Annotated in this window: 7 protein-coding genes; all 7 read left to right on the top strand. The window is 49.5% G+C overall.

Annotated features, from left to right (window positions below; translation table 11 throughout):
- Nucleotides 1-119: 119 nt before the first annotated feature.
- The 7 genes from Q7V32_RS06835 (at nt 120) to Q7V32_RS06805 (ending at nt 13219) form a co-directional block, all read left to right on the top strand.
- Nucleotides 120-1043 (top strand): GTP-binding protein, encoded by a 924-nt coding sequence (locus Q7V32_RS06835; protein WP_304896236.1) that lies wholly within the window; start codon nt 120-122, stop codon nt 1041-1043.
- Between the two features lie 65 nt (nt 1044-1108).
- Nucleotides 1109-2098 (top strand): WD40 repeat domain-containing protein, encoded by a 990-nt coding sequence (locus Q7V32_RS06830; RefSeq protein ID WP_304896235.1) that lies wholly within the window; start codon nt 1109-1111, stop codon nt 2096-2098.
- 99 nt (nt 2099-2197) lie between these two features.
- Nucleotides 2198-2680: a hypothetical protein gene (locus tag Q7V32_RS06825; RefSeq protein ID WP_304896234.1), complete on the top strand. Its 483-nt coding sequence runs from the start codon at nt 2198-2200 to the stop codon at nt 2678-2680.
- A 1017-nt stretch (nt 2681-3697) separates the two neighbouring features.
- A complete protein-coding gene (glgB, locus tag Q7V32_RS06820) occupies nt 3698-7177 on the top strand; it encodes a 1,4-alpha-glucan branching protein GlgB (protein ID WP_304896233.1) in 3480 nt (1159 codons plus the stop codon).
- 483 nt (nt 7178-7660) lie between these two features.
- Entirely contained in the window at nt 7661-7885 is a 225-nt protein-coding gene (locus Q7V32_RS06815; RefSeq protein ID WP_304896232.1) for a hypothetical protein, read from the top strand.
- A 54-nt stretch (nt 7886-7939) separates the two neighbouring features.
- A complete protein-coding gene (locus Q7V32_RS06810) occupies nt 7940-9187 on the top strand; it encodes an ATP-binding protein (RefSeq protein WP_304896231.1) in 1248 nt (415 codons plus the stop codon).
- A gap of 3 nt (nt 9188-9190) precedes the next feature.
- The gene (locus tag Q7V32_RS06805; RefSeq protein WP_304896230.1) at nt 9191-13219 is read left to right on the top strand and encodes an NACHT domain-containing NTPase; all 4029 of its coding nucleotides are present in this window, start codon (nt 9191-9193) and stop codon (nt 13217-13219) included.
- Nucleotides 13220-14031 lie beyond the last annotated feature (812 nt).

The raw sequence follows: 14031 nt of genomic DNA, 5'->3' as shown, positions 1-14031 counted from the left end.
CCTTTACCACCCAGCTTGCCTAACGCCGTTTGGATTAATCCGCCTATTAACACAAAGGGAGAAACTTGACCCATAAATACACAACAATTAGACACTAAATAAAACAACTGGGTGTCTCAATGTCATTGACACATTCCGAGATCGCCTTCGCAGATATGATCGTTCTGAACAAAACTGATCTTGTTGATCAGAAGGCGCTGAGCTCTCTGCAAGCCCGACTGCGCGACATGAACAAATTGGCGCAGATTATCCTGGCGAACATGGCAAATGCACCGCTTGACAAGGTGCTTGACGTCGGCGGATTCGATCTTGGTCGTGCGCTGGAAACCAACCCTGCGTTTCTGGAGCCTGAGTATCCTTTCGAGTGGGGTGGTCTATTCAATTTGAAGGCGGGCGAGCACACCCTTGCGCTTGACACCGGGCCGGATCCGGATATGTCAGCGCTGTGGACGCGCGTCGACGAGGCACTGCCGACCAGCCTGACTGTTCTAGCCGAAAAGGTGTTCCGCCATTTTGCACAGCCCGCGCACAGGGCTGGCAATGGCGATCTCATTACTGCGGGTGACATTCACTGGAAATTGCAGTTGGCAACGCCCAGCACGCTGCACCTGCAAGTACCTGCGGATGGCATATATGCCCTGTTTACCCAGCATACGCCCGAGGAGTTCGACACTCGTCTTTACGATGTAAACGAGCACGTGTGCGAGCCGGTGGATGAGCACTTCTTTAATGCAAGTCACATACATGACGACGCGGTCAGTTCAGTCGCATTCGAATTTGAGGGCAGCCTTGATCCCGAAAAGTTCGATGCCTGGCTATCTGTTCTGTTGCGCACAGACGGCGCCGACCTGTTCCGCATGAAGGGCATTCTGGCGATAAAGGGCGACGACAGGCGCATGGTTTTTCAAGGCGTACATATGCTCTTTGACAATATACCTGGTGCCCTATGGGGAGATGAGGTGCCCGGCAATCGTCTGGTCTTCATAGGTCGCAACCTCAATCGTGACTACCTGGAAGGAGCGCTTAAACAATGCCTCAGCTGATCGCGAAGGGTCTGCCCAAAGCGCGCCTGTTGTCCCAGACGGTGCTAAGTGAATCTTCAGCAGATATGGGCTGGTCATCCTGTGGAAGTTGGCTGGCTGCTGTCACGACAAGTGGTGTGGTCCATCTTGTTGATGGTGAAACCGGTGCCCAGCATACGGAATGGCTTGCCCATGAAAATGGCGCACTTGCCCTGTGCTGGCACCCCAGATTACCTCTGCTAGCCAGTAGTGGACAGGACGGCCACGTGCGCCTTTGGCATGTTGCTCCTGACCATTCCTGCGCGCTTCTTATTGACATACCTCTCACTGAAGATCCTGCCAACAACTGGATAGAACACCTGAGCTGGCGACCGGACGGTGCACAACTGGCTGCAGCTTGCGGAAAAAAAATACACTTGCTGGCACTCGACGGAACCCGCGAGGGAGAGTACACCTTTCCAGGTGGTACGGTCGGCGCGCTATGCTGGCGTCCCAAGGGGGCCCAATTGGCGGCTGCAGGCTATGGTGGTATCAGAGTTTACAATGTACTTGATCGGAACAGCCGATCTCAGGCGCTGAAGTGGAAGGGTTCATTGTTAAGCCTTAACTGGAGTCCGGATGCACAGGTTATTGCAGCCGGCTGTCAGGACAATTCAGTTCATTTCTGGCGTCTGCCCAAGCTGAGTGATGCCATGATGTCTGGCTTTACGTATAAACCGGTGCAACTTAGTTGGAGCAAAAATAGCCGCTGGTTGCTGACGGGAGGCAGTTCGCAACTTATTCTTTGGTCGTTTGACAAAAAAGGTCCGGAAGGCAAACCCCCCGTCACTGTTGATTTCCACCAAGAGGCTATTTGCGCAATTGATTTCGCCAACAGCGGCCAGATGTTGGCTACTGGGTGCAGAGCAGGAAAAATTGCATTCTGGAATCAGGTGGGTGACTCGACCCCTGCGTTGGAGGCGCAACTTGACAGTCGCGTGGAGCAGCTTGCTTGGTCGCCTCGCAAAAACGTCAAGCGACTGGCATCGACCTCACGTCACGGTACGTTGAGCTTGTGGGAAGCGATTGCTGCATGAATAAGTTATATGACCCCTGCCGCGCAATGTGACCAACAGGGTGATGCAAAACGAAGTGCGCGAGATGGCTATCGCGGTGATTCATCAAGGATGACTGACATGGCCGCAGAAGTGTTTATTCTGGGCGGCGCCCAAAGCGATTTCGCCCGTAACATTGATCGCGAAGGCGGCGGGATGTTTGAACTGTTCCGTGATATTGCCGAAGCCGCGTTTGCCGCGACAAGGATAGAGCCCAAATCGCTCGAGACCGCGCATGTCGGCAATTTCGTCGGCGAGCTGTTTGCAGGCCAAGGTCAGCTTGGCGATTTTTTCGGGCATGTTCATCCCGACCTGGCCGGAGTCCTTGCTTCACGCCACGAGGCAGCATGTGCGTCGGGAAGTATCGCTACCCTCGCCGCGAGTGCAAAGATCGAGGCAGGACGATACGGCCTGGCGCTTGTGCTCGGTATCGAGTTGATGCGCAACGTGCCGGGGCAGCGCGCCCCGCAGACAACACCGATGCTATGCGCCGTCTCCTGTCAGTTTCGTGTCTTACCGGATCGCAGTCTCTACTGCGTTACACAACAAGAGCCGAAGGTCTAACAAGTCAATGCAGCGGACGCCGTAACGACGCCGCTGATTTCAAACGTTTTCGAGGTTACCCTGTCTGATGGTCTGCTTTAATATCATTGTGTAATTTGGCTATACAATCTATACGCTGACTCTGAATGTCCGAGTTCGTTTCAATTCACCATTTCAAATACAGCTTATGAGTTCACTTACTCGTTGTTTGCTTGCTGAAAGATGAGATTTTTTAACATCTGGTCTGACCACCCTAATGGTCAGCTTAGGAAAGGAACTATTGACGGCTCCTGGCCGATAGGGTGAGGTCGCCAATGGCTGCTTTGTAGACCTCCAGTTCCAGAATCTGACTTCGGACGAATGGCGGCTTTGGAGAAGTGCGAATGTTAAAAAGGGTCGCTATGTAGAGTACGCAACTATGTAAAGCCGTGAATTGCTTCCGGTGGCAAACCCTGATTTTACTGACCTTTCGACCAATCCTCAGTCCGGAAACTTTACATAGTTTTGCCTGGATTCTGAGGTGAAAAATCATTTGATCCAGAAGATTCAATAGTCTTTGCTACCCGCCACCTATGCAGATAGTTGCTTGGGTGGCCAAATGGCACCATTCTTTGATGATTTCATCCCTGAGTTACTTGAATTTCACCACGTATTTCAGGGTTTATAGGTATCATCCAACTAGCGAGGAAATTACTCAGTTTCTTCAAGCATTAAAACTATGTATAGCATCTCTACTGGCAGTCATTGGTAACATACGGGGTATAGATTGCTTCTATACATAGTTGGGCACTATATGCATAGGGGTCGGTTTTTGTCGGTCGTTTGTCCATTTAATTGCGCAGTTTGAATGGCCGCTTTTGAGTAAATTCAAGTGACTCGTTTGGATCAGAATGAGCGGCTGGTTTAAGCCGTATACGTTGGTAGATTTGAGGAAGAATATGTAGGTCATTAGTAACTAAAATTATATCATTACAGCCTTATGGCGCAAAAATGAAGGAATCGTTGTCGTCTCCCTAGCGAACCCCTCGGAACAATCCCATGAACGATGACTTGAACAAGATTGTTGAATTGCGCCACGACAGACCGCACCAGTTTCTCGGTCCTCATCGCTTGCCCGACGACCAACGGCTTGTCATCCGTGCTTTTATTCCTGATGCGGCCGAGATTAGCGTTTTCATCAAACGGCCGATCAAAAAAATCGTCAACATGCAAAAAATTCATCCTGCTGGGCTTTTTGAAGCGCAAAGTGCGGCCAATGGCGATGGCGGCGACCTTGATTATGTGTTTCGGGTGACCGACGAGAACAACCGGCGTTCAGTGCTCCGGGACACTTACCAATTCAGACCGGCAGACCTTAATTCCGACCAAGAAGCACGTTTTTTTGCCGACGAACAAGGCTTTATATTCAGGCGTCTCGGTGCCCAGTGCGAAACCCGCGACGCCACGGCCGGCGTCCGTTTCGGGATCTGGGCGCCGGATGCACTGCGGGTTTCGGTGGTTGGTACTTTTAACCGTTGGGATAGCCGTTGCCATCCGATGCAACGAATCAGTGCGTCCGGTTTGTGGGAGTTGTTCATCCCGGACGTGAAGGACGGTGATTTTTATAAATTCGAAATCCGCACGTCGAGCGGCGACATATTTATGAAGACCGACCCTTACGCATTCCGCATCGAAGATGCCCCTGCGGCGGCTGCTATCGTTTGCGATTTGGAGCAAGCGCATCATTGGCAGGATGGAAAATGGAGAGAACAAAAAGCTTCGCATGGGCCAGCTATTTTCAAGTTCGATTTGGCGCAACAGACTTTTGCCGAGTTACCCGCCCTCACGGATGACGAGCTCACCCGGTTAAGGGAGCAGGGTTACAGTCATGTGGAAGTCCCCGCTTTCTGTGTTTGGAATAACGAAGACGCGACATTTTTTTCGCCCCATCCCGGGTTCGGCACACCGGCGCAAGTGATGGGATTGATCGACCGCTGTCACCGGCATGGTCTCGGCGTTCTAATCGGCAGCCTTCCTCTGCGGTTACCGGCGGCGCAAAAAAATCTCGTGCATTTCGATGGCGGGCATATAAATGAGTTACTGAAAGCTCCTGCGCAGAATGGGTTCTGCTCCGATCGAAATGACTCCGACTTCAAAAATTTATTATTATCTTATGCTCGTTTCTGGCAGCAAAACTATCATATCGACGGATTCCGGGTAGATGGTGAAAACTATTCCCTTTACCGGCATTTGATAGCCGCCTTTGCTGCGGAAAATGCTAGGCTCCTGTGGCTGGTCGATGGCATCGAACCGGCATTCACGCCTGCCAAAGAAGTGATCAAGCGTCTTTTTTTTAATCGTCGTCTGATTGATCCCTTTGCCGTTCTGGGGCCGCACAAGCAGCTATCCAAAAAAACGGCATGTATTCGCACTATTCTGCCGCACGCCAGGCAAGCTTACGTTTATTTTCCGGATCAGCCAGAAGTTTACTATGAAATGCAACCGATCTGCGAGACAGGATTATGGCAGACGATGATTCCTATCGGCCGTGTGGAAAATGCGTATCGGCTATATTCTTTTGAGGCGGACGGGCGGCATGACGATAAGCTCGATACCTATGCATTCGATGTTTCATACATCAAAAATGCGGACAAAAAGCTATTCGCGGACGGCAAACATTACCTTATTTACCAAGTGTTGGGTGCACACCAGCGGCATTGTGCCGGCGTCGAAGGCATCGGTTTTGCGGTGTGGGCGCCTAATGCCGTCGCGGTGAACGTTGTCGGAGACTTCAATCGTTGGGAAGGCGGCGGGCATCCGCTGCGTTTTCATCCGGATGCCGGAATCTGGGAACTGTTTGTGCCGGCGGTCAGCATCGGCGCGCACTACCAGTTTGAAATTCATACACACAACGGCGAGCGTTTGCTGAAATCCGATCCTTACGCATTCTTTACGGAAACAGCGCCGGCCACCGAAAGTGTGGTTTATCCGATTGAGGGTATTTACGCATGGCAGGATCAGGAATGGTTGGAGCAGCGGCGCAGGGCCAATGTGTGGCGGACGCCGATCAGCATTTATGAGGCTCATCTGGGCTCGTGGATGCGCGGACCCGGCAAGAGGCATTTGACTTATAGCGAATTGGCAGGCCGTCTGATTCCGTACGTCAAAGACATGGGCTTTACCCATATCGAAATTTTGCCGATTGCTGAACATCCGTATGAACCGTCGTGGGGTTATCAAGTATCAAATTTTTATGCGCCAACCTCACGTCTCGGCAAACCGGAAGAGCTGATGGCGTTCGTCGACCGCTGTCACCAAAACGGTATCGGCGTGCTGCTCGACTGGGTGGCCGGCCATTTTCCGAAGGACGCGCATGCCTTAGCCAAATTCGACGGCACTCACTTATATGAACACGAAGACCCGCGGAAAGGCGAGCATAAGGATTGGGGAACGCTGATTTTCAATTATGGGCGGCGCGAAGTGGATAATTTTCTGATTGCCAATGCGTTGTTTTGGCTAGAGCAATATCATTTCGACGGACTTAGGGTCGATGCTGTCGCATCAATGCTCTATCTGGATTATTCGCGGAAAGCCGGGGAATGGATTCCAAATATCTACGGTGGCAACGAAAATCTGGAGGCCATCGATTTTTTGAAGCATGCCAACTACGTCGTGCACGGCCAAATTCCCGGCGTGCTGATGATCGCCGAGGAGTCCACCGCATGGGTGGGGGTGTCCCGACCGACCGACTCCGGCGGGCTTGGTTTCGGCTTCAAATGGAACATGGGCTGGATGCATGATGTGCTCGGCTATATGCAAACACCGCCCGAATACCGCCCCTATCATCACAATCGGTTGACCTTCGTGTTTCAATACGCCTTTGACGAGAATTTCGTCTTGTCGCTATCTCATGACGAAGTGGTGCATTTGAAAGGATCACTATACGCGAAAATGCCGGGCTCCGAATGGGAAAAGTTCGCCAATTTACGGCTGTTGTTTTTCTTTATGTTTACCCATCCCGGCAAGAAACTGAATTTTATGGGTAGCGAGTTAGCCCAAATCAAGGAATGGAGCGAATCTGGCGCTCTGCAATGGCAGGTTCTGCATAACGAATCCCATCAACGGCAGAAGTTTTACTTTAAATCGTTGAACCAGCTGTATCGCAATGAACCGGAACTGCATGAAATGGACTGCAAGCCGGTCGGTTTTGAATGGATCGATGCCAATAACCACGAGCAAAGCATCATCGTGTTTAGCCGCAAGGCCAAGGACCCGCGTATTGCACTGATCGTCGTGATCAATTTTTCGGCGATTTCGCGCTTCGATTTTCGTATTGGTGTGCCTTATCCGGTTTCTTATACGCTGCTTTTTAACACGAACGACGTCAGTTTTGGCGGACTGAGTGCGCAGGAGCCGAAAACGACATACGCGGCACTGGACACTCCCTGGCATCAGCAGCAATTTTCGATCCAAATCGATAGGCTGCCGGCACTGACCGCAATCCTGCTGAGGCCAGTTTTACCTGGCGCTGTTGAATAAAAAAACGTAAAAATCTAATTTCAATGAAATTTATATTGAAATTTCATCTATATAAATCTATTTGTTGCTGATTTATTCAACAAGTTCTATCAGATATGGAGGTCATCCTTAGGAAATACTCATTGCAAGGTGCCACACACCGTTAGCTTTACGACATGGCTATTCAAAATAATTATTGCACCATCTCACAGTCCGGTTCGGGTCTGGCGATAGCGTAAAGTAGTCATTGATCCTGAAGCAGTGGTGACGGGCAAATCACGGCCAAAACCGGCCACTGAAGATGCTGGCGAATTTTTTCATCCCTAAGGCAAGCGAATGGCAGCTTTTCGGCAAACAACCTTGCTTCCTCTTTGGCTCGACCCGACCAATAAGCGAACCGCTACGTTGCGGTCGTAAGTGATCGTTCTTGAATAGATACCTGCCCCCCAGTCTCGCTATAGATGCTTGATTGCAAGATATGATCACCGTCTTTTTCGGCTATCAATGAAGCCGCCGTCTGGCTACATACCAAAATCCTGCCGCAAGGTTTTGACGGCTGAGCAGACGGTGCAACTGGTTCCGTTAACTTTGGTTAGTCGTTTGCCGGAAGCATTGATCCAAAAGGCGGCGGACGATGAGGATCGAGTGTGGCTGGCATTGTCTAGAAGGGATTCCTTAAATAATGCGAGTGCTGTTTTATTGAGCTCAAGGTTGATGCGTAAAAAATAGACAATCACTTGTCAACATGTTACGTTAGTGAGTAAATTTACTCACTAACGTAACATGAAATATACCCGTCCCCAAGAAATCCTGCTCAAAACCCGCCTCGGCGATCCGGTTCACTTCATAAATTTGCTCGCTGGTCCCAGGCAAGTCGGAAAAACCACCATCATTCGCGACATCATTTCGGCCAAGCCGACGCAAGGATACTACGTGTCAGTGGACGATGAACCTGCAACCGGCCTTGATCTGTCAGAAACGATATCCCCGCCGCAAAAGAAAGACCGAACCTGGTTGGCTTTCCATTGGCAGGAAGCCAGAAATCGCGCCTCCATCTGGCTTAAAACCACGCAAAGCAACGATACCTTTGTGTTTGCGATAGACGAAATTCAAAAAATCGAAAATTGGTCCGACATCGTCAAAGGCCTATGGGATGCCGATCGCGCCAACGGCGTGCCCATGCATGTGGTGCTACTGGGTTCCGCACCGCTGTTGATGCAAAAAGGCTTGTCGGAAAGTCTGGCTGGACGATATGAGACTCTGCCCGTCAGCCATTGGGGCTTTACCGAAATGCAAGAAGCCTTCGGGTTGACGCTCGAACAATACGTCTACTTCGGCGGCTATCCCGGTAGCGCCTGGCTGATAAAAGACGAAACCCGCTGGCGTCGCTACGTGCGCGATAGTTTGATTCAGCCTAATATCGAGAAAGACATCCTGCAAATGGTGCGCATCAAAAATCCGATGCTGCTGAAACAGCTATTCGAACTGGGTTGCCACTATTCCGGCCAGGAATTGTCCTTGACCAAGATGATAGAAAGCATCATCGAAGCCAAGCACACCGAGACCTTGGCCGATTACCTGCATCTACTGACAGAAACTAAGTTATTGGCCGGTCTGCAGAAATACGCCGGACAGGAAGTGCGCAAGCGGAATTCCGCACCCAAGCTGCATGTGTTCAATACTGCCTTGATGTCGGCGCTACAGGATTACAGCTTTGCCGAGGCACAAGCCGATAGAAGTTATTGGGGGCGCTTGGTGGAAAGCAGCGTCGGCGCACACATGCTCAATACCATTGACGAAGATACCAAGCTTTACTATTGGCGCGAAGGCAATCAAGAAGTCGATTTCGTGTTAGCCAAAGGCAAAAAGCTGACGGCGATTGAAGTTAAAAGCGCGCCCAAGCCGGTAGTATCCGCAGGGCTGAATGTATTTGGCGAGAAATATCCTCAAACAAAAAAGATATTGGTTGGAGCGGGCGGCGTGCCGCTGGCGGAATTCCTATCTCAACGCGCTGAAGATTGGCTGGAATAGCAAATGTTACAGCATCGCGTACCTCGAACCGTTACCGAAAAACCAACGGAAGATATCCGGGTAGAGAGCCGTCCTATCGCCGACTATAGAGATTATCCAGCATATGTATTGCTGGGCGAACCGGGCGCCGGGAAATCCTCGCTGTTCGAAGACGAGGCCAAGCTTACCGGCGGCTATTGCATTTCCGCCAGAGACTTTATCTATTTGGATAATGAAGAATGGCGGGAGAAAACCTTGTTCATTGATGGCCTGGACGAAGCCCGAGCCGGCAAAGACGACGCACGAACGCCACTGGATGCCATTCGCGGCAGACTCAATAAATTAGGTTGCAAACGGTTTCGTATTTCCTGCCGCGAAGCCGATTGGCTGGGTGCATTGGATAACAGGGATTTAGCTAAAGTCAGCCCGTCCCAAGAAATCGGCCAATTATATTTAGACCCGTTAAGTACTGGTGACGTAACGGCGATACTCGCCAATGATGACCGTGTCAGCGACGCTGATAGTTTCATCGCAAAAGCGGAACGCTACGGCCTGTCCGGTTTGCTGGACAACCCGCAAAGCCTGGATATGCTGATCGATGCCGTCAAAGGCGGGCGGGAATGGCCGTCGACCAAACAGCAGCTTTATCGGCTAGCATCCGAACAATTGGCGGCGGAATTTAACGACGGACATCGGGTTGCGAAAAAAGCCCCCGTTACTATTCCAGCGTTGCTCGATGCAGCCGGCTTGCTGTGCGCGATTCAACTGCTCGCCAACCTGTCGGGCTTCAGCGAAGGCTATGCCCAGCCGGGTCGCATCAGTCTTGATACCCTCGACCTTCCACCTGCGACCCGTGCCGCCCTAAAGACCCGCTTATTCAGAAAGGTGGGGGACGAATATAGCTATGTACATCGTAGCGTCGCGGAATATCTGGCAGCGCACTTCATCGCCGGCAAGATCAAGGATGGCTTATTGGTCAATCGAGTATTGGCGTTAACGACCGGCGTAGACGGCGGCATCGTCGCCGCGTTGCGCGGCTTGATGGCTTGGTTGGCCGTATTGTCGGAGCCAGCGCGCGACCGGTTGATTGAAATCGATCCGCTGGGCTTGGTGGTGTATGGGGATGTGCAGTTGTTTTCTACGGCGACTAAGTCGCGGCTTCTCAATGCGTTAATTAGAGAAGCGAAGACGACCGGTTTTCCCAGCCGCGATTGGCATACCACGGCGTTTTCGGCCTTGTGCACAAAGGATATGGCGAGCGATTTAATACAAATGCTCGGTAATCCGGGGCGTAGCGATGGCGAGCAATATTTGCAGTATTGTCTACTGAATGGACTGTGTTACACGGAAACGATTACTGAACTTAGCTCCGCCTTATTTTCGATCATACGCGATAAATCCTATGAAGATGGAATCCGTAGTACTGCGTTGGATGCCTTTATACATCAATATCCTGAGGATTTTGAAAGCTTGTTATCGCTCGCTGACGACATCCGGCAAGGCAAAATTGAGGAAACGGAAAATAGCTTACTGGAAACGCTGCTTGATAAATTATTTCCATACAAAATTACAGCAGCTAATGTATTTGACTACTTAATTCGCTCTAAAAACACTCGCACCATTTCTTATCATTATTTCTGGCAAACCACTTTTTCCCAGCGTTTGTCGGACGACGACATCCCTATAGTACTTGATCAGCTATTTAGCCGAGGGGCGGAGTTTCTCAAAACGTTACCTCACGAATATTTAATTGAGGTAGCCGGTCAATTATTGTTGCGCGGTCTACAGGTTCATGGCTCGATTGTTAGTGCAGAAAGACTATATCGATGGCTGTCCATCGGTGCCGACCAATACGGTCAAGGTAGAATTCAATATCAACAGCTAGAGAAAATTCGCGAATGGCTTAGTGTTCGGTCAGACCGATACTTTGATTTATTAACTGTTGGTCTCAAGCAAATAAACATCGTTGAAAATATCCATTCTGAAATTCGTGGCATAAATGAGCGCTTACGCAATGCCACGCCACCGGTCAAGCTCGGTTTATGGTGGCTGGATCAATGTTTATCCGAAACTCAATTCGAAACGAAACGCGCCTACTTTCAAAAGGCATTTTGGTCATTACAAAACAAGCAAGGGGACAGCGGCTTATCTTTGGATTATTTTGTAAAATGGCTAGAGGCTCACCCGGAATTTCTTGAGACTTATAGTAATTTAATTTTTTGGCCTATCGAAGATTGGAGGCTTAAAGACGCTGAATCAAGAAAAAAATGGGCTAATAGGCAGCATGATGAACTAAAGGAAAAACTAAATTTTTTTCACGACCATAAAAATCAAATTGCTGAAGGCAGCGCACATCCGAGTATATTCTATCAATTAGCGATAGCATTAAATCATCGGGTTACAGTCAAGGGAAAATCCCCGGACGAACGGTTATCTGAAATTCTAAATGGCGACGAAGTACTGATAACTGCCGCGAAAAGCGGTTTACGAAAAATACTTTTCCGACCTAATCTGCCTTTGGCTGAAGAAATATTCTCGCTAGCCGCGAAAAACCAGGGATACCATTATATTCGTTTACCTGTTCTGGTTTGTTTGGATATTCTTTACCAGGAAAACCCTGCCATCCTCGAAACACTCAGTGATGACTTGCTTAGTACTGCCTTGGCTTTCTGCTTTTCAGAAGGAGCTTTTAACGAAGCTTGGTTGAAATCGCTATGCCGATCAAAGCCGCAATTAGTGGCCCGATTATTTTTGGAGTATGCTTCCACACTATTAGCCGCTAAGAGCCAATTTATTCCTGGCCTACATCATCTGGCGTATGACCAAGAGTTTCGGGAATTTGCCAAAGTGACAGCAATCCCTTTACTCAACAAATGTCCAGTTCGTGGCTATAAAGATCATATTAGCCATCTTCATTATCTGCTTGAAGCCGCTATTGCAAACTCTGATAAAGCCCAATTACTAACCCTGGTAGAAAAAAAGCTTACTTGCAAAGGCATGGACCAAGCCCAGCGCATATTTTGGCTTGCAACCGGTTTGGTTATAGAGCCCGAGAGCTATGAGGCGGCGATCCGAGAAACAGTCGGTACAAATACCGAACGCATTAATCGTTTATCTCAGTTTTTATGTCCGAGTTTCGCATCAAAAATGTACGACAGGTACGATTTACCTATTTCGACTAAGCGATTGCTCATTGAATTGCTGGCCCCCCGCTGTCAACCAGTTTGGCCTAGAGGCGGTGGAATAGTCACTCGGGTAATGGAAGAACGGGATTATGTACGGTTTTTGTTAAACAATTTGGCAGCCAATTCCGCAGAGGACGCCGAAAAGGTTTTGGCCGATTTGCTCGAACAGCCGAAATTGATTGCCTGGCACACGCTAATCCGCGACGCCCAACAAACCCAACAAATCAGCCGCCGAGATGCGTTGTATAAACATCCTGATGCATTCCAAATCATCGAAACGCTGAACAACCGAAAACCGGCCAATGTCGCCGATCTTTCCGTTTTGGCGTTAGAGTGTTTGAGGCAATTGGCGGAAGGAATGCATACCAGTAATACTGATTGCTACAAGCAGTTTTGGAATTTGGACGGCAAAAGTCCGAAAAAGCCTCGATACGAAGAAGTTTGCCGAAACTATCTGGCAGATCGGCTAAAGCCCATGCTGGCGAAATATGGCGTTAATATTGAACCTGAAGCCATTCAGGCCGAAGTGAAGAGAGTCGATATCAAGTTATCTTTTATTCGAGACGACCGAGCTTTTTACTTTCCGATAGAAATAAAAAGCGATTACAACGTTGATTTATGGAAAAACCTTCGGGAGCAGCTAATTCGGTTTTACACCATCTCGCCGGAAACCGAAGGCCGTGGTTTGTATTTGGTTCTGTGGTTTAACTTTAAAAGGCTGCCGACTCATCCCCAAGGCTTGCCGCCACCCAAGTCTGCGACCGAACTGGAGGAAATGCTGAAGGCGACATTAACACAGGCGGAACGAAAATTAATCGACGTCTTCGTACTTGACGTTTCTGCAACAACACCAACAAAACCAAGCTAAAACTGCCTACAACCGGTTTCAAACCAACCCTGATTTAAAGCCCATGCAAGGAGTGTCCGGGTTTGTGTTAAAGCAAGCGCAAATCTCGCAGACGTCGAACGATGTTTTTGGAATTTTGGCCGTCATTGGTATGACAAGGGCAGCAGTTGTGTAACGGCTATTCAAATTTTGGACGACCGCTTAGCGCGGTATTCCAGTCACGCCCTTTATGCTGACCTAAGTCTGGTTTGGATCGCTTTAACACAGTGACGAACGGCCGCTTTCGGGTATCGGAATTCAATGACAGCTTTCGGGCGATGAATCTGAAGAGCGGACGGTCGCCAACCGACCCATTTTTGCCAGTCGGACTCATCCAAAGCGGTCAGTCAGCCAAATTCAATTTTGCGGACTAGAAGTCTACAAAGCGGTCATTGGCGACCTCACCCTAACGGCCAATACCCGACCGTCGAGGTCGCTTTCCAATTTCGGTAGATTAGGCAACCTGTAACCCAGTTGACTGTCCGGTATTCGGCGAGCAAATTGACATTATCACTGCGTCACTACGGTCAAATGCGAGCCGCCGCGCTATATGACAGTTGAGTCGATACCAGCCTGTCATTTTAGCTATATATGCTTGATTGCATAACTCTTGACTGGCTCCTTCACGACATTCCTTGAAAAAATTCAGGGACTCTGTCAGATTTTTTTGTAAAAAAGTGTGAAAAAGTGACTCAGAATTGTTGACCATTTTTGGCTCAGTTTAATTGGCCATTAACACCCGCATGCTTCGCCACGGCACGTCTGGATGCTGACCGAGAAATTGGCTGTAGTCC

Source organism: Methylicorpusculum sp. (assembly GCF_030651835.1).
Classification (GTDB): domain Bacteria; phylum Pseudomonadota; class Gammaproteobacteria; order Methylococcales; family Methylomonadaceae; genus Methylicorpusculum.
This window is presented reverse-complemented; position numbering and strand designations above follow the sequence as displayed.